Source organism: Tritonibacter multivorans (assembly GCF_001458415.1).
Lineage (GTDB): Bacteria > Pseudomonadota > Alphaproteobacteria > Rhodobacterales > Rhodobacteraceae > Epibacterium > Epibacterium multivorans.
The window spans coordinates 132,485-151,921 of record NZ_CYSD01000031.1; the positions used below are offsets into that span (position 1 = coordinate 132,485).

7 protein-coding genes are annotated in these 19,437 nt (G+C 57.0%); 1 reads left to right on the forward strand and 6 read right to left on the reverse strand.

All coding sequences use genetic code 11. The annotated features are described in order from the left end of the window. Window positions 1-11 precede the first annotated feature (11 nt). From TRM7557_RS09670 to TRM7557_RS09695, 6 genes are all read right to left on the reverse strand, one after another. Window positions 12-305 carry an acyl carrier protein gene (locus tag TRM7557_RS09670; RefSeq protein ID WP_165592448.1) on the reverse strand — a complete coding sequence of 98 codons (294 nt, stop codon included), beginning with the start codon at window positions 303-305 and terminating at the stop codon, window positions 12-14. Further along, on the reverse strand, window positions 302-4,690 hold the full coding sequence (locus TRM7557_RS09675) for a type I polyketide synthase (protein ID WP_058290012.1): 4,389 nt from the start codon (window positions 4,688-4,690) through the stop codon (window positions 302-304). The genes TRM7557_RS09670 and TRM7557_RS09675 overlap by 4 nt, the downstream gene beginning before the upstream one ends. After that, a complete protein-coding gene (locus TRM7557_RS09680; RefSeq protein ID WP_165592449.1) occupies window positions 4,687-12,636 on the reverse strand; it encodes a type I polyketide synthase in 7,950 nt (2,649 codons plus the stop codon). The genes TRM7557_RS09675 and TRM7557_RS09680 overlap by 4 nt, the downstream gene beginning before the upstream one ends. Window positions 12,637-13,375: 739 nt before the next feature. After that, window positions 13,376-14,695 carry an HlyD family type I secretion periplasmic adaptor subunit gene (locus TRM7557_RS09685; RefSeq protein ID WP_058290014.1) on the reverse strand — a complete coding sequence of 440 codons (1,320 nt, stop codon included), beginning with the start codon at window positions 14,693-14,695 and terminating at the stop codon, window positions 13,376-13,378. A 2-nt stretch (window positions 14,696-14,697) separates the two neighbouring features. Further along, complete coding sequence (locus TRM7557_RS09690; RefSeq protein ID WP_058290015.1) at window positions 14,698-16,782, reverse strand: ABC transporter transmembrane domain-containing protein; 2,085 nt, start codon at window positions 16,780-16,782, stop codon at window positions 14,698-14,700. Further along, on the reverse strand, window positions 16,779-18,467 hold the full coding sequence (locus tag TRM7557_RS09695; RefSeq protein WP_165592450.1) for an ABC transporter transmembrane domain-containing protein: 1,689 nt from the start codon (window positions 18,465-18,467) through the stop codon (window positions 16,779-16,781). The genes TRM7557_RS09690 and TRM7557_RS09695 overlap by 4 nt, the downstream gene beginning before the upstream one ends. Window positions 18,468-18,654: 187 nt before the next feature. Here TRM7557_RS09695 and TRM7557_RS09700 point away from each other — a divergent pair. Continuing rightward, the coding region (locus TRM7557_RS09700; protein WP_131727545.1) for a cadherin repeat domain-containing protein at window positions 18,655-19,437 on the forward strand (783 nt) is incomplete at its 3' end.

Consider the following 19,437-nt stretch of genomic DNA (forward strand, 5'->3'; position numbering starts at 1 on the left):
AACTAGCCCCCTCAAGCAGGCGAAAAAGATCCGGCGATCTCTCGGTTCACAAAGGCAATGACCTCTTGGACCGTCACGTCTTCGACAAATTTTCCGTCCGTCATGATCAGGTTCTGAAACGGGATCTTCACCGACGGGAACGCCTCTTGCAGCCCCAGAAACAGCTGCATGATGTCTGTGGATTCAAACCCCATGTCACACTTGAGTGTGGTTGAGCCTGTGAGTTCGAGATCGTCGAGCCCCCACTCTTCGGCAAATTCAGTGAGGATCTCATAGACGGCGGTTTCAGCAAGCGATGTGGTCACCACTGGGCCTCCAGTTCTGTTTCTTGAAAAGTATTAATAAAATGGGTGCTATCGGCGCTGCAGTGCAGCACAACTCTCAAACCATAATCCGCAGGCATCACACGCGCGACAGGAGAGATCCCGTCATGGGCCAAAGACGTCGCCCAAAGATCTTCACCAAGGTGATGAATTTCAATGTCCGCTGAATGCAACCGTTCCCCGGTCTGCCTCTGCACCCACCAGCGCAAGGCTTCCTTTATGGCGACACGCGGCATCAAAAAACGTTCGCGGTCGGCGGGTTGATCCTGCAGGTCTTGCCACATCTCGCGTTCTGCGAGGCTGAGTGTGCTGAAGGCCAAAACCCGATGGAACACCCCCCCAACCCGACGCCAGAAATCAAGGCCCAAGTCCGGCAGGTCCCAAACAACAGTATCCCCTTTAGGACATACGACACTTGGCTGCCCAATCCAGCCATTTACCGGCTCGAGGCTGTAGCAATAGAAGGCTTCAGGCAGTGCGCTATGTGCATTTTGCATGCCTTCGATACGCACAATAATGCGATCGTTTTGAAAGCAATCCGTGCTCCATGTGCCATCATTTCCAGCTTTCGGAGGCGCAACCTGCGAGGAGCGCAGCCATAGGCCGTCAGCCGCGCCCGGAGGCGGATCAAACAATTCAATGCGTTTAATGGACCGCGGAAAGCTCGCAAAATACGGGCCACGTTCCTGCGCCAACCAGAATGCTGTGATCTGGGTGAAAGCATCAAACAACGCAGGGTTCAAAATGAACTCCGGATCGTCACCGTCGCGGACAAAATCCACAACTGAAACATCTGAGAGTGTGGCTTCAATACCCTGTGGGCTCCAGCAGGTGACCGTATCGATGGTCTGGAAGATCGGTCCGTGGAAAATGTTCTCTCGATACATTTCGAACGGCTCGGACCAATTGTATCCATGGTGTTCCAGAAGCGGGGCAAGCGCCGGTGAAGACGGAGAAAACGCACCAAAAGTCAGCTGCGCCGACACCGCGCGTCGACCCCTGTTCCAGATCTCACAGACAACTTTTGCATCACCGGCTTTCACAGCTTTGACTTGCACTTCGGTCTGATCGTCATCCGCCCAGATCCAGCCTTCGCCTGCCATGTTTTCAACCAGCCCCAGATCACGGCGCCCAAGGAGCAACGCCGCGGCTTCGGCCATGAGTTCCAGCGACACCATAAACGGAACACATGCCGTGCCCCTCAGGTTCGGGTTTTCGCTTACCGGGCCGGACAACACATGATCCTGAAGGAAGTAGCAGTCCTCAATTGCAAACCGTACAGAGGCCTCCAGCCGATCCTCTCCCAGCTTTTCCGCCTCTTCGATCAGGCCAAAAGGAGATGCCAGAGTTTCAGACCGACGACGGGCATCGACGGCTTTTGATACGGGTTCAACGGTTGCTGACACATCTTTTTCCGCCGCCCCGAACGCCCCAGTTCCAGACGGCTGTTCGGCAGCTGCGCCAAGCCCCAAGCCATTTAAGAAACGCACCAATTCTGGGGTGGCTTTAATTCGGGGGATTGTATTGGCAACCACAACGCCTTTGGGTTTGGGTGTTTTCAGATTCTGCAAGTCGACGTCACAAAGCCCACGCCCATCGAACAAGGGCACAGGGTCGTAGCGACCGCAAACGAACAACTGCCCAAACAGCTGCAACAAGGCCTCCAGCCCTGGCTTGGTTTCCAGATTGCTGGCGGCCACCATAACATCCGCATCAGGAGCTTCGGTCTTGAGGATCTGATTGGCAAAACTGCTCAGCTTGCTCCCCGGCGCCACCTCGACAAACGCCCGAACACCGTCGTCAAACATTGCCTTTATCGTGTCGACAAATCGCACCGGCTGAACCCACTGGCGGCAAGCCAATTCAATGATTTTTTCTGGATCCCCGTCAAACTTCCCTGTCGATGCACAGGAATAGAGCGGCACTTTCGCCGCGTTTACACCGATGCGGCTATAGAACGCCTCAAAAGCGGCTCGCATGGGTTCAAAACCCGCAGTGTGGTAGCCGCGATCAAAAGCCAATTTTTCGACGACGCCCCCCGCTTGCGTCAGCGTATCTTTCAGCTGATCCCCGCTCTGGCCGGGTGCAAAAACGATGGTCTGATTGGGACAGTTCTGCATCGCAATGACTGCATCATGCCCCTGCAAAAGTTCTTCGACCTGCGACTGCCCCAATAAGCCAACGGCCAGCAAAGCGCCGGTTGGAACCTGGCCGCTTTCGTTCACTTCCCGGCTCAGTGCGGTGATTTCCCGGAAACAGGAAAGCATCTCATCGTGGCCATCCGCCGTCACCACCCCCGCCGCCACCAAAGCGCCGCTTTCACCCGTGCTATGACCGACCATCACGTCCGGCTGCACCCCAAGCGAGGTCAGCAGACCAAACATCGCCTGCCCGCCAAGAAACGCCGCCTCAGACCCGACCGCCATGTCATAAATCTGCCTTTGCAGATCCGATCTTTTTGCAGCGTCCAACTCACTGGCACGGGGATAGAAAATGTCGATACGGTTCGTTTCGCCGGAGCCCGTGCTGGTCTCGCCCCAAAAATCCAGCCAGCTGCGCAGGGCCGGAAAGCGACAGGCGAGATCCTCGAACATTCCGAGATACTGCGAGCCTTCTCCGGCAAACATAAAGGCAAGCTGACCCTCAAGGGGCGCGGGTCGAAACGCAATGCCATTTCGCGTCACAAAGGATTGCACGCCCTTAGCCAACCGTTTGCGCGACTGGGCCAGTTTCTTCCGCAACGCTTCGAGGCTGTCGGCAACAATTGCCAGCCGATACGCCCCCGGCAGGCCCTGCGCGGCCTTCTGCGCACCGCGGGCGATCGTCGCCAAATCCAGATCTGTGCGCGCCTCAGTAAATCTTTCCAAGGTGCTGATTGCGACCTCAAGTTCTTCCACATTTGACGCGTTGAACACAAAGAGCTCATGCGTCCAGGGTGTCATGTCCGCGATATTGCTCGGCTCTTGAGCCTCTTCCAAAATGACATGTGCGTTCACACCGCCAAATCCAAAGGCATTCACCCCCGCGCGTCGCGGCGAGTGCTGGTCATGGATCCAAGGGCGCGGCTCCGTGTTCACAAACAGCTGCGTTTTATTGATCTGCAGATCGGTCTTCACCTCATCACAAAGCGTCGGGGGGAGCACCCGGTGGTGCAGCGCAAGCGACGTTTTGATCAGACCGGCAATGCCGGCAGCCGGAATACAATGGCTGATCATCGACTTAACCGACCCGATTGCAATCTGCCCTTCGGTGCCCTCGCGCACGCCAAAAACTTCGGTCAAAGCCTCAATTTCGGTCCGGTCACCCAAAGGAATTCCCGTTCCATGCGCTTCGATCAACGATACCGTCTTCGGGTCCACGCCCGCGCTTTCATAAGCGCGGCGCATGGCCAGAACCTCGCCTTCCTGTGAGGGGCTCAGCAAACCAAGACCGCGCCCATCGCTCGATTGGCCAACGCCACGAATAACGCTGTAGATCCGGTCGCCATCTGCCTTGGCGTCCTCCAGACGCTTCAGCACAACCACGCCCGCCCCTTCCCCAAGCAGAGTGCCGTCCGCCGTACCAGAAAAGGGGCGCACTTTTCCGCTGTCGCTCAACGCACCAAGCTGGGTGAAGATGATCGCAACTTCGGCCGGCAAAGAGGCGTTGACGCCGCCGACCAGCATCATACGGCTGTTGCCACGCTGCAACTCATCAACAGCCGCTTGCACGGCCAACAGAGAGGACGCGCAGGCGGCATCAATAATGTAGTTTGGGCCTCGGAGGTTCAGGCGGTTCGCAATCCGCCCGGTTAGCACATTTGGAACAAGTCCCGGTGAAATATCGGCCACGAATGGCGGCAGTTGATCGCGCAGTAAACGTTCAAATTCAGACACTTGGTCGGCGGAAATATCCGGTTTGAGCGCAAGCAAAATTTGGCGCATCTGCTCAATAAAGACATGATGCTGTGCGGTGTTGACCTGCCCGCGATGGTAATATGGGCTATGGCCAATAATGACCCCGGTGTCGCGATGATCAAACTTCGCCTCAAGGTAGTGTTCACCCGCATCCAAAAGCGCGCGGCGCGCAATTTCCAAGGCGATAAACTGGTCCGGTTCGCCACCGTCCAGCGCCTTTGGCATAATCCCCAGTTTTGCAAGATCAACGCGAAAGAGGTCTTTCAAATACCCCCCCTGGTCGGTCGAGGTTTCCCCCCGGCGTGTCAGATGATCTTCGGAATTCCACTCTGGCAAAGGGTCACCAATCGCGTTCACGCGGTTGACAATGTTTTCCCAGAACCGGCGCGCGTTGGGCGCTTGCGGGAAAACACAATCCATACCGATGACCGCAATTTCTACAGGGCGCTGCGGCGGCATATTCAGGCTCATGCTGCACGTCCTTTCGACGGATCTTTCGTCTCAGCATTTGGAGAGGACGCAAGCTGGCCAGCCTGCCGGATGCCGTGCTGCATGTTCGAAACACGCATCAGCACAGTGCCTCTGTGATCCCTGAGGATGGCGTCCGCTGTGATCACGTCAGGAGTGGCGTCGACCACTTGAAACTCAATCCGGTCGGCCTCTGACAGATCGGAGGTGAATCTTTCAATCCGTCCAAAACTGAGGGGGAGCGCAAAAATCCCTTTCAGCGCATGCCCCCACAGAAGCGGTAGCTGAGCAATGCCATCCACGAGGAACGGGTCAAAAAGCCAGGCGTTTCGATCCCCTTTGCATTCCCCGTCGCCCAAGAGCTCGCCGGGAAAAGAGGCGCGTGTATCAATGACTGCGCCCTTTTCCCAAACGGCCGGGGCCGCCAGAACCGCCTGAAAGCTGGGCCCGTGAAACAGATGGTCCGCATAGGCCTCTGCCTGCGAAATCTGTCGCGCACCGGCCGGATCCCCCAGCCTGTCGACTGTAGGCGCTGCGGGTAACTTCGCTGTCAGGATGAACCGGGCGCCGTAGTGGGGCCGTTTTTCATCCCCTTCCGTGAACAGCTTTACGCTCACGCTTTCTTGTTCTTCCATCCCGTGCGACTGCGGACTTAGAACCGCAACCAAGGCACGGCTGTGTTCTGCGACAATCACACCGTTATAAAGCCGCGCGTCCTCTATCGCCGCAACTTCGAGGGCCCCACCAAAGACACGCGCAACGGCGCTTGCCATGACCTCCATTGCAACAGCCATGGGCAGAACGGGGTTCCCGTCCACAATATGATCCTGAAGATAAGGGTGATGGGCATCGATCCTGATGCGCAGTTTTTGTTTTCCACCCGGCCCCATCTCGGGTTCGGCTTGCCCCAGAAGACCTGCTGGTCCCTCTCTGTGGAGACTGCTGCGGCTGGCTTCGGCCGCCTCCCAAGGCGCTGTTCCAAAAACAACTTCGACATTTCGAAGCGTCCCGGCACAGCGGTTCTCCTGACGGAAGAGATCCGCGCCCAGTTGCGCCTGGACCAAATAGACCCCTTGCGCCCGAAACTTTGCCTCGGTTTCCGGCGTCACCATGCCTGCGCCAAAGGTTGTTGGCGCCCAGGGCCCCCAGTTCATCGCTTTGACCTGCGTGTCGGGGCCAAGATCCGCCTGCCACTGGCACGCGATCCGCGCCATTAGTTCATTGGCTGTGGCATAGCTCGTCTGGCCCGCGTTGCCGAAGCGGCCAGCCACCGAAGTAAAGGCATAAAAGAATTTAAGCCCATCACTGCGCAAATTCCGCATGAGCAACAACAGACCGATGACTTTGGTCTCGACCACCCGGTCCCAGCTGTCGGATGGGATATCCCGCAGAAGTTTGTCTTCGATGACGCCAGCACCGTGGACTACGCCGTCGATGCGGCCATGGGTTTTGTAGATTTCCTCGAGCCCGACACGAACCGCGTCGGGGCTATTGACGTTCATCGCCATATATTCGACCCGCGCCCCGGTCGTTTTCAGCGCATCGATGCAGTCGAGCATCTCACGTGCAGCAACAACTCTGCTCGCCTTTCGGCGACCCTCTGGGATCGACAGCTTGTCGTTCTTCACAAAGTGTTTTGCCAGTTCTACTTCCGTCAGTTCTGCTAGTTTTGGATCGTCGCGCAGGCCTGCTTTCGCCGTCGGCAAGGCAGATCTCCCGGTTAGGACAAAGGTCACGCCAGGGGCGCCAAGTTCGCGAATGGTTTCGGCAGTAATGCCGCGCGCGCCACCTGTTGCCAGAATGACCTTTAGGTCACCGATTTTTTCAGGGCTGCCCGTTTTAATCGGCGCCAGCTCGGTCCGGAAAACGGTCCGCTCGCGCTTGGGATAGCCAACCTCAACACGACCGCCCTGAATTGCGGTCTCAGTCATGATCTGATCCACCTTGGCCGACAAAGGCTGTTCAGGATCCAGATCAACGGCTTTGCAACGGCGCCCTTCATCCTCCCGCAGGAGGGACTTCAGGACCCCGGTGCTGCCACCTTGCAGCTTCATCTCAAGGCCACCGCCATCACGCGCGAAAGTGCCACCCAAGGCGGTCACTGCAACCGCATGAGCCTGCGGCACAAAATCCAAGTCGCGCAGCAATACATAAAGCGATTTTTCGGACGCAAACAATTGCTGGCGCCAGACATCAGGATCCGCCGCCAGTTCGAGTGGCGCCTGCCCCAAGGCCGCAAGATGAATGATCCCGGCGAGCGGCTCAAACGCTTGCGCTTTGACCCAATTCGAAAGGGTCGTTTCGTCTGCCATGGCCGTTGCTTCAACGTGATGGACTTCATGACCCGCTGCTGTAAGGGCCTCCGCCATGGCCTGATCCAAGTCCGTTCCCGAGGGCACCAGAACAAAGGCGCCCTCGGTCAGTGCGCTTCGAACATCATCCGGCAACGGTTCGCGGCGCGCAGCCACTACAAACCGTGCTTGATCGGGCCGGGGCAGGTCGTCAGAAGGATCCACCGTGGGCGTGTCCTGCTGCGTCGAAGCATGTCCTGCCCCGGCCAAATTAAAATTTGAAGCGGTCTCCGCATCCGTCAGAATTGCCAGCATATCATCCAGCGTTTTTGCCTGATTCAAGGCGCTGCGCTGGCTGTCTCCGAGCTTCTCTGCCACGGGGTCTGGCAGGGCTTTGACCAAGCCCGCAACGATGTCGACCCGTTTGATCGAGTCAATGCCAAGGTCAGCTTCAATGTTCTGATCCATTTCCAGCATGTCTTCGTCGTACCCGGTCTTGTCGGACACCACGTTGAGCAATGCCATCTTCAGATCGACCTTGGCAGGTGCAGGGGGCGTCGCTTCGGCGACGGGTGTGGAGGTCACCGCAGCTGTTTCAGCCATGGCCATCGCTGGCGCTTGTGCCGGGGCAGAAACAGCAAGGGGTTCGGGTGTTGTAGAAGGCTCAGGTTTCTGAGCCATCGGAGTGGTCGCCGCAGGCAGTTTGGGCGCGACTTCGGTGACGCTCAATGCTTCAGGCGCCGGGCGAACACGCACGCGCTTGTGACTGGCACGGGGTTGGCTGACGGGCTCGCCAGCGCGCAGTTCGCTGAGCGCAACAGCTTCTGCGCTTTCCACGACACGCGCTACCATTTGGAAGAAACCGAGGCTAACAGATGCCTCCGTCGTGTCGCTGTCAGATTGGATCGGACTGTCGTACACAGGTTTTCCTTTCCTTTGTTTGAAAGACGAATTTTGGGAATATGCAGGCACATGGGGCGGCTTCTGCCGCGACGCAGTTTCTTGCGCCAAAACCATTTGCCCGGTGAAATTTTCAGACTGCACTTGCGCAGTTTCCGGCTGCCGGATACCGCCTGCGGCATCGGGAACAGAGAGTGCAGCCTCCGCAGTCAGCCCAACTGTTTTTTGCGGGTCTTTTGCACGCCGCACGCCGCTGCCATTGATCCACCACCCGCTTTTCGATGGCTTTGCTGGCTGACCAAGACCATCCAAGTCGCGGCTTGTTATATCTTGGCACCCTCGGTGGTCGAACAACCGCTCCAAATCCATCGGGACGGCTTCGACTGCCAATCCTGCAATGGCAGTCAGCAAGTGCGACATACGCCCGTCTGCCTCATCTGTTGTCAGGCTGACATGGGGCCGGTCTTTCAAAATCTGGCGCACAAGTTTCGACAGCACCGCTTTCGGTCCAACCTCGACAAATATGCGCGCGCCGGCCTCGTACATATTGCCGATCTGATCGACAAAATTCACAGGCGCGACCAAATGATCGGTCATAGCCGCGCAAACATCTGATCCGTGCGGGGCTGCTTTGGCATTCGAATAGACGGCGCCCGCTGCGTGTGCATTCCACGCCAACCCATCGATCACCTCGCCCAGGGCTTTCTGCGCCGGACGCATAAGATCCGAATGGAAGGCAGCTGCGACCGGCAAACGTGTCGCCCGAAGGTTCTTTGTTTCGGCCAAAGACAGCGCCGTCGCGACGGCTGCGTCTGGGCCGGACAAAATTACCTGAGTTGGACTGTTGTCATTGGCCACAACAAGATCCGGCACCTCAGCAGCCAATGCATCAGCGTCGGCCCGAGAGGCTGACAGGGCCAGCATGCTACCAAGCTCCTGCCCGCTGTCAGCCGCTTTTTCCACGATCAGGCGACCTCTTGCTTCGGACACGGCCATAAGGTCATCAAAGCTCAGCACGCCCGCCGCATGATGGGCCACAAACTCACCATAGCTGTGACCGGCAAAGACATCGCCCTGCAGGCCAAGGCGTTTTGACAGGAACCGCCACAACCCGGCTTCCACAGCGCCGAGAGCAGGCTGCGCAATGTCCGTCGAGGTCAGCGCCTTTTGCGCATCTTGACGGGCCTTGTCGGTATAAGCGCCGCGAGGATAGAGAAACTCGCTCAGAACTTTTTGCGTGCCGTATCGGCGGGTCAGAGACCCCTGCAAAAGGCTGTCTGCGCGAGACAGAGCCGCCTCCATCTCTGGCAGGTATACCGCCGCTTCGCGGTGCATGAATGTGTACTGAGAGCCCTGTCCAGAAAACAGAACCGCCACCTTGCCGGGCGTTCCCGCCTCGCTTAGGAACACGCCATCAGCCAGCTTTGCGTCGGTGTTCAAATGGGCCAATAGCGCATTCAGTTTTTTGCGCGCCTGATCCAAATTGTCGAAGACAAACCCGGCTCGAACTGCGTCATCTGACTTGAATGTCTTTACATATGCCGCCGAGAGGTAGCGCGGCTTCAGGCATGAACCGGCCGCAAGAAGTGACTGAATTTTTTCAATCTTTTCGCACAATCCACGTCGATCACCTGCTGACAGAAGCAGAATTTCACTTGGCCAGTCTTGCGTCGGGTTGATTAGATACTGCGGACGGTATTCGCCTGTATATTCCTCAAGGGTGGCGTGAAAATTGGTGCCCCCAAAGCCAAAAGCAGACACCGATCCGCGACGAACAACGCCATCCGGGGCTAGCCAAGGTTCAGCGTCGTCCAGCAGATAGAGCGGTGCTTCGTCATTCGCGAGGACATCATTGGGGTCTTCTACCCCGCGATGCGGCGGCAAGACTTTGTGATGCAGCGCCATGGCAACTTTGGCCAAACCGGCAATCCCGGCCGAGGCTTTGGTATGGCCGATATTTGTTTTTACCGACCCGATCACAGCACGGCGCGGCGCAGTATTGCCAGCCTGAACCAGCATACCGGTACTGTTCAATTCGGTGCTGTCCCCAACCACCGTGCCGGTGCCATGCGCTTCAAACAGCTGAACATCAGCAGGAGTATACCCTGCCTGATCATAGGCACGACGCATTGCGCGCAATTGCCCTTTGGCCTCGGGCGCGGACAGGGCTTTGCCCTTGCCGTCTGAACTGGATCCGACCCCTTTTAGGACCGCATAAACCCGGTCACCGTCGGCTTCGGCGTCTTCCAACCGCTTCAGCACCAGCATAACAATGCCTTCAGAAATCGCGATCCCGTCAGCGCCTTTGTCGAAACTGCGGCACCGTCCACGCGGGCTCAGCGCCTGCGTCTGGCTGAAACACATAAACCCAAACGGGCTTTGCTGTGTGTCAACGCCGCCGGCAATAGCCATACGCGACCGGCCAGAACGCAGTTCATTTGCTGCCTGATACACAGCGGCAAGCGAGGAGGCACAGGCTGCATCGGTGGTATAATTTGCGCCCCCCAGATCAAGACGATTGGTGATCCGGCCAGAAACAACATTGATCAAAATGCCTGCAAATGTATCCTCGCTCCATTCCGGCAACTGGTCAGAGAGATGCGGCGCAAGCTGACCGGAAAAGCGCGGGGTTTCGGCGCGCAGGTTATACTGCAAACCCACATCGCCCGACCCGCCGGATGCTCCGATCATAACGGATGTGTGCTCGCGCGTGTCGCGATCCATATCCGCATAGCCCGCATCCTCCAGCGCCTGATCCGCAAGCTTCAGCGCCATCAGTTGCATCGGATCAACGCTCAGCAAAGATTTGGGCGTGATTCCATACTTTCCGGGCTCAAACGGCATGTCTTCCAGAAATCCGCCCCAGCGCGAGTAAATTTTGTCGCGCGCGTTGCGATCTTCGTCAAAATAGAGACGCCAATCCCAACGGTGTTTGGGCACTTCGTCGACGCTGTCCACTTTGTCGAGAATGTTGCGCCAGAACGCGTCTTTATGCATGGCACCTGGGACTGCCGCGCTTATCCCAACGATCGCGACATCCAATGGTTGCGAAGCCTCTGCCTGATGGGGCGCGGGATCTGGACGGTTCTGTTGCAGAATGTCGACCGCGTCGTCGGTCAGCGACTTGTGCAGGCTTTCAATTGACTGCACATCCCCCCGCAGGCTGGCAACCTGACCAATCATGTACATGCCGATCTGAAACTGTTCTTCTGCCTCGGTCTGTTCAATTTCCGAAGTTTCAACAGACCGGCGGGTCCCCTTTGAGGCCACCCGCAGCGTGCCCATGATCATTTCGTCAAGGATCTCGCGCGTGTCTTCGGACGACACGCTTTCGTCCTGTTTCAACTCGTTCTGCTTACCCACAAAGGTTTCGACGAATGGCGTCAGCATGGACCGGCTGGCATGCCCTGGCCCGCTGGCCAAAACCGCAGTATCTGAATGTTCGCGCACCACGTCCTGGAACTTTGGCAGAACCGCACCCGAATTCACAATTTCCTCGGTGAGAACATAGGCGGTCCCCACAATCATCGCGATTTTGGCACCGCGATCCGCCAAAGGCGCAACAAGAACCTGCAAAAACGCCGACGAGAAGGCATCGTGCAGCCCGCCCGCAAAGACACAATCCAGATCTTGGCCACGCACCACACCGGCATCAATTTGCGCGCATAGCGCGTCGACCATGGTGCTCCACAACACAAAGCTCGACAATGGGCCAACATGGCCGCCGCATTCACGGCCTTCAAAAATGAAACGACGCGCCCCGTTTTCCAAATAATAAGGCAAGAGCTTGGCTGAAGGCAGGTGCAGAAAACACGGCACACCTGCATTTTCAAATTTCACCGCCTGATCTGGCCGCCCGCCAGCTACAATTGCAAAGTCGGGAGAATTGGCCAGTACGGCTTCCATCTGGGCGTCAAACATTGCCTGCGGCAAAAAGCCCAGAAATCCCGCCCCCCACTTGGCCTTGCCAATCATAGACTTTGTTTGGCGCATTAATTCCTGAATTTGATCAGGGCGCATCATTGCAATTGCCAAAGTTGGCAGCGCACCACCTTTTGCAACTTTTACGGCAAATTCAGCATTATCCGATACGCGTGTCATTGGCCCCTGAATGAGAGGCACATCCACCCCAAAACTTCGGGCAAAACTGTTGTCGCGCGCCAAGGGCAGCTGGTTGGCGGCCACATCTGCTTGTGTCGCAACAGCTTTTCGAACCGCTTTGAACAAGGAGGCAATACTGCCAAAGCGATCCGCATAGTCTGCCGCGAGCGCCACATCGTGCCCGAGCAGGAAAAGCTCTGTCGATGGATCCTCAAAGCCCACAGCGACTTGACCCAACGCGTCGCGCACCTGTTCGATTTGGGACAGTGAATAGGTATCAATGAAGTCGAGGGCGGCTTTGGCACGGGGATGCTGCAAAAGCCGGAGGTATTTTCCTTTTCCCGGATCCCCAACGGTCACCGTTTCGGTGCCAGACAGTGACCGCAGCAAATCCTGCGCAGGTCGTGACAGGCCCGCTTCCGGCATCAGCAAAATTTGAGAATCAAAGACAGCCCCCTTTGCCCCCAAAGCCGCCAGAGCAGCACAGACCTGAAGTGACGTACCACCCTGAATATAAATAGGAATACTGGAGGATTTGCACCAATGCTGAAAGAGGATGAAACTGCTTTCTTCGCCAACGAAACCGCCTGATTCATTGCCTTTCACAACCAGACCATCAAGTTCGCCGAACCAGCTCTTGTGTTCACGCCCCCTCACTTGTGCCAGAAGCCGTAAGGCATTTGGCAAGTGGCGTTCTGGCGAGGCGAAGTATGGTTCCAGCCCATCGGAATCAACAACAAGCCATTCCAAGCCTTGCGTCACCCACTTGGAAAGCTCTGCGCAAATTGCTTCATCAAGGTAAGGCAAGCAGAGCCCAAACGCCCCTTTAGCACCACTTTTCCCGTCCGCAAGTTTGGCGAGCGTTTCGGGCAGCCCTGCCAATTGCTCTGCGGTTTCGAACACAGCAAAACCAACGCCTTTGGCGCGCGAAGCTGCAATGGCTGCACCGAGCCCCGCTCGCCCAACGGGGTTAAAGACGAACAGTTCTAAGGCCGCAAAGTGAGACATCGGAAGCCCCCAAAATACGTTATGAAATCACTTAAAATTGTATATGTGTTGATTGCTAGAATATTAATGATGCTTACACAAGTTAAACGTGTGTGACGATCAATTAACGCCCACACGGAGAACAATGGGCACAACTTGCCCACAATGCATAAAATTTAACCCGCCCCGAAAGAAACCCACCAAAGCGTAGCCGCTTCGGGTTTTAAATTTAAGGATTCTGAAAATAGTGCGATCGCGACGAAACAGACAAAATTCTGATCAGCTTCCGGACTTAGCAGCCCACACTCGGCCAGATCCTACATTCCGGCGAACCAGACCGTAGCTCTGTCCCAATGACACTCAGCCAACACTGTCCGCTATCGGCCGAACCAATTCGGCGCGGTTCCTTTCATCGCTCATTGAAGGCACGTTCCATGGTCAGCTGCACCGGTTTGAGCATATAGGCTAACAGCGACTGCTCCCCAGTTGTCATCTCTGCGACCACCGTCATACCGGCTTGAAGGGGGCGGCGAAAATGCCCCTCGCCGACCATTGCATCGCTGAGCACAACCGACGCGCGAAAATAGGTTTCACCTGTGCGGTCATCGACCAAAGGCATCGGCGAAATGGACTGCAAACGCCCCTCAACCTTGCCAAAGCGGCGTACGTCAAATGTATCGACGCTGATGGCAACGGAGTGGTCCGTATTTACGTGACCCACGTCTGAGTTGGGAATACGCGCCTCGACAACCAGTGCCTCGCGGGTTGGTAGCAGCTCATAAAGCGTTTCGCCCGGTTCGATCACTTCGCCAGGGTTGGGATACGCAACGGATTGCACCACACCACCGGCAGGCGCGACCAAACGCAGCCCCGCCAGCTTCCTGGACAGATTGTCGTGGGCCACCACCAGCTGGGATTGTTCGTTTTCAAGTTCGCTCCGCTGGGTCAGCATCTCTTCGCGCAAGGTTAAAGTTTCTTCGGAGCGGGCGGATATGGCCAACCTCAGGGCTGTTTGCGCTTCGGCAAGGCGAACTTGCGCCTCCGAGGCGGCCGCACGTAAGGAATCGAAACTGTCTTCTTCCTCCAGAACATCGTTGAGCGGCTTTAGCCCCTGTTTGTACAGGCTTTTGATCCGTTCAAGATTGGCTGCTTTGCGGCTGACGCGCTCATTGGCGAAACGAAGTGCTTCGCCCAGGATCGACAGGGTTTCCTCCTGTTGGGCAATCGACAGGGATTGGATACGCTGGCTTTCACGATAGAGGTCAAGTGCTGCCGCCGCGCCGTCAAAGCCATTTTCCTTCAGCAAATCAATCTGAGTGGCAGCGACCACTGCACCGGTATTCAGCGCGTCAAGCACCGCTTTGACATTTGCCAATTCGCCCCTGTTCGCCTTGAGCTGCCCGTCAAGGACCTCTTGCTCATCGCTCAGATCCGGATGGCGCAGCTCTACCAGCACATCACCCGCCTCAACGGTTTGACCATCCAGAACATGAACAGCGGCAACGATCCCACCGCTGAGGGTTTCAATCGCAGGGTAGTCGCCGGTTGGAACAATTGTACCTGGTGCGCGGGTTATCTGCGGCACATCCGTCTGGCCTGCAAGCACAATTAGGCTGCCCACCATGGCTGTAAACGTCAACGAGATGAAAGTCGCAAAGCGGGGCTGTCGGGCCCGCTCATTGAGCTTGGCGCGCTGAAACGGGCCCGAGCTAGAAGAATAAGATCCCAAAATTAACCTCCCAAAGCTTTGAAGACGGCCTGGACCTTCTTGCGTCCGGCGTCACCAGTGTCGTGCACCGCAACACGTTCCCCGTTGAGGAACACAATGCGATCCGCAAGCTGCAGGAAGGATCGATCCGCAGTTGCGATTACGACGGTGTGCGCCCCCTTCTGCTGTTGCACCCAGTTTTTGAAACAGCTGCGCCGCGCATCGCTGAGCCCATTTGTCGGCTCGGAAAAAAGCGTCAGCGACGAAGGCCGCGCCATGGCACGCGCCAGGGTCAGCGCTTTGATCGCCTCTTCTGGCAGGCGTGCAAGGACTTGATCATTCAGGCGGGTTGCCGCCCCGTCGGGCAAGAAATCATTGTCCTGAACAAGCCCCATATTCTCCAGTGCCTGTTCAATCGCCGCATCGCTGAGCGACGGGGCCGCAAGACGGAAGTTCTGGGCAACCGTGCCATAGAACAGGGATTTCTCGTAGGTGGCATAGGTGACCGATTTGCGCAGCTCGTCCGTGGCGATCTGGCGAATGTCGATCCCGTCATGTTCGATGGTGCCAGCAAGAGGCGTGTACAGCCCGTCGATCAGATCCAGCACGGCTGTGCGCGCGGCCGCATCACTGCCCATGACAACCAACAATTCGCCCGGCTCGCATTTGAAACTGGCCTGCGACAGCAATGGCGCGTTGAGCGGATCCGGCCGATACGTGACGCCCGAAAAGGAAACCGATCCGTTGAGAGTTTTCTGGTGGGATTGTTCAAGCCCCAGTTCCATCTCTTCGGGCAGGCGTAGCACACGGTCGGCCTGCACCCGGCTAGCGCGGAACGACAGGATCTGGGGAAAACTGGAATAGAGCGCCTGCAAGGGCGCTAGCACTTTGGACACCAGCGCAATGGAGGCAATCAGCGCCCCAAAGCTCAACTCTCCTAACAAAGCGCCATAGGCGCTGATCACCACGGCACCGACGCTCGCAAGCGCGGTAATGGTCTGTGCAATCGACTGCACCAGAGATTGAAACTGACGCGCAGCGCAATTTGCACGCTCTGCGGTTTCGGCCAAAGGCAGGCTGCGATCCATCCAATGCTGTTGAATGCCCAGGTCCGCAATCGCCCGTTGGTGCAGGATCGCATCATGCATGGCGGCCTGACTGGCAGCACTCGCGACAGCTGCCTCTTTGTCGAGCCGCTGCTGATAAGGGATGGTCACACAGCCAAACACCACCAGAAACGCCACCAGACAGAGGGTGAACAGCCCAACTGCGGGGGCCAGATAGGTCAGCACCGCAAAGAAAATCAGCGCAAAGGGTAAATCCAGCAGCGTGGTCATCACCTGCCCGGTAAACATTTCCCGCAGGGCTTCGAATTGGCGAAACCGCGAGAGTTGCTGATTGATGTCCGATTTCTGCAATTGCGCCAGCGGCAGGCTCATCAGTTTGCGAAACAACGATACTGTCAGCTCACGCTCTCCGCGCCAACCGACATAGGACAGTGCCTTTGTCCGCGCATAGCGAAAGCTGAAATCGGTGGCCCCAATGATCACCACACCAATCGCCAGAGACACCAGCATATGGACCGACCCCGAGGGGATCACCCGATCATAGATCGCCATGATCAATAGGGGCGCAAGCAACCCCAGAATATTGGTCAAAAGAGACGAGGCCAAAAGCCAAGGCATCATCGGGCGTAACGCTGAGAACGACGCCTGCACCGTTCCGAAATCGACGTCTGCCTGTTGATTGCTGAACCGGTCAATACGCACCACATCGCATGATCGGTCTTGGGCTGGCCGAAATGAGATTGCTTGGCCGTTGCAGATCTCAAGATGACCGGCCTGCACTGACAACAGAACAAAACAGGTCCCATCCTGGCCGATCACAAGCGCCGGGCATTCCGCATCCGTTATCTCGCTTTCACGGCACGTAATACGTGTATGGGGGACCTTCAGATTGGCCAGAGTCTGGACAATCTCTTCGGGGTGAAGCTGTTCCGACATATGCGGAAAGGCCTCGAGGATCGTCTCCTCACTGTTGCGCCAGCCGCCCACCCGAAGCAGCTGTTGCAACAGGAAACTTGCGTTTGAGGTGGTCAGCGTTGTCATGCAGCCCCCTGTTGCAGCTTGAGGGTCATCGCCGCATCCGCATCCTGGTGCCACGCATCTTCTGACAATTCGAGCGTGACAGTCCGATCTGCAAGCCGTCTCATTCGGGGATCCGGGCTGGCCATGATGAGTGTCGGTCGCGGCGACAGTGTCGCAAGACATTGCGACAGCGCATCACGCTCCGCCGTATCCAAAACGGCCGTGGGTTCATGCATCACCAGGATATGCGGCTCCAGCGCGAGCGCTCGGGTCAACGCAATCAGTTGCCTGTTCACGGGGTCTTTTTCAAAGGTGGTACCGGTATTGAGCTTGGTATTGTACCCCTTCGGGAGCCGATGAATGCGCTTTTCCAGCCCCAACTGTGCGGCAAAGTATTTGGCGCGTTCAACCTGCTCCGCATCGCCAAAGGCTGCAAGGTTTTCCAGCAGGCTGCCACCAAGGATCGCGGGTTCGTTTTCCAGCACCACCAGCGCCTTGCGTCCACGTTGTGTCACCCTGTCCTTTGCTGTACAGCCATCAATCGTGATCTTTCCGTCCGTGGGCGCGCGTTGGCCTGCAAGGCCTTCGATAAACGCACGCACCATCCAGGGGTTTTTCGCTTCGACCAGCAGGGTGGTGCCGGGGTCAATCGTGAAATCTGCGCCTTCAAAGGCCATACCGGATCTATTCAGCCGCGCCATCGACACATTTGAAAAAGCAATGCTGCCCATAATCGGGCTAAGCTGAGTTGCGGGTGGCAGGATGCTTTCTATCGCGTCCATCTCCTCCAGTTTGGCGCGTGACACCGCCACATTTTCAGATTGCACCCACAACGTCATTAATTTGGTCAACGGCTGGATAATGCGCCCATTGAGCAGCATGCAGGCAGCCAGTTCGGCAATGCCAATTGTGCCTCGGATCACCAAGAACGCCCCGAACAGCCCCATGGAGGCTACCGTGAGCTGAGAAAACACCGCGCCAAAATTCTGCGAAAGACCCGAAAACTGGATCAGACGCTGGCTGATCCCCACCGTCTGCTCTTCCAGCATTTCAAATCGGCGGGTCATCTGGCGTTCCATCCGATTTGACTTGATGGTGGCCATATTGGTCAGCAATTCGGCCAAAAAGGCATATCTACGCCCATCCACCGTTTTGCGTGCCGAAAAAAGCGTCCATTGCGCCCGCTTCATAAAGAAGGTGAAGGTCAGTGCCACGCAAAACGCCCCAAGCGGCACAAGCACCAATGGCCCGCCGATCAGGCCGATCATCACCGCAAACAGCAGCGTAAACGGCATATCAATTGCCAGGGTCTGGTTCTGGCCGGAATGGTGGTCCCGCAACTGCGACACCGCAATGAAACGCTCGAAATAACAACTTCGTGGCGCGCTGGAGAAGCTGACCGTATTGGCACTCACCACCTTGTGCATGAAATGCTGATAGTTCGAAATCGCGGCCTCTTCAGCAGAGATATTCAGCAATACAGACCGCGCCCAGCGTAAAACCAGCTCCATCGCGGCCCCCACCAGCAACACCAGCGTCAGCATGCGCAGGGTTTCGGTCGACTGAAACGGGATGACCCGATCAAAAATCAACAGAATGGAAATGGGCATCAACAATGACAGGATATTGAGCGAGAAAGACGCAGCCCCAAGGGGGATGTCTCGTCGTTTCTTTTTGACGCGACCCAAAAATTCACGCGTTTCCATGCCCATCATCGCCCCAGCGGTTTGCCCCCTTCAGCGATAAGATGGGACGCCTTAATCGCGAATGAACCGAGACTGAGTAAAGCGCTTGATTTTCAATACAATTAGAACCAGTTCCAACATTAAATGATAACTTGATCAGTCTATTTGATGGAGTGTTGAAACCAGGTTCATTTAGGCTTCCGGAACAATGAGCACCTCCAAAACTGGCGCATATGCGACGGCCGCCTCCCTACGTTCAGAATCCGACGAAAAGGATGCGCTTTCAACACATCTGTCTCGCGGTTCTGAAAACCTCACCGATGATCCCAGCCGTAGCACATTGCACACCGGAACCGCGCGCGAAGGCGAAACACAATCGCGCACCATCGAAGATGGGGCACCAATCGACAGCTTTGAGCGCGGCGCAGCTCAAATCACGCCCGCCACGGATGAACCCCGGGGCATATTGGCAAGCACCACCGTCACTGAGAACGCTGCAGGCGCGGCCATTGGCACGCTGTCAATTGTCGACCCCGACGCAGGCGACAGCCACGAGATCACCCTCTCGGACGACCGCTTCGAGGTCGTCGGCAATGAGATCCGCCTGAAGGATGGCGTCAGCCTCGACCACGAAGAGACCGCTGAGATCGATCTGGAGGTCACCGTCACCGACGCAGGCGGGCTCACGACCTCCGAGACCTTCACCATCGCCGTCGAGGACGTGAATGAGGCCCCGGCCGAGGTCATGCTGGACGGCACCACCGTCACTGAAAACGCCGCAGGCGCGGCCATTGGCACGCTGTCCATTGTCGACCCCGACGCAGGCGACAGCCATGAGATCACCCTCTCGGACGACCGCTTCGAGGTCGTCGGCAATGAGATCCGCCTGAAGGATGGCGTCAGCCTCGACCACGAAGAGACCGCTGAGATCGATCTGGAGGTCACCGTCACCGACGCAGGCGGGCTCACGACCTCCGAGACCTTCAACATC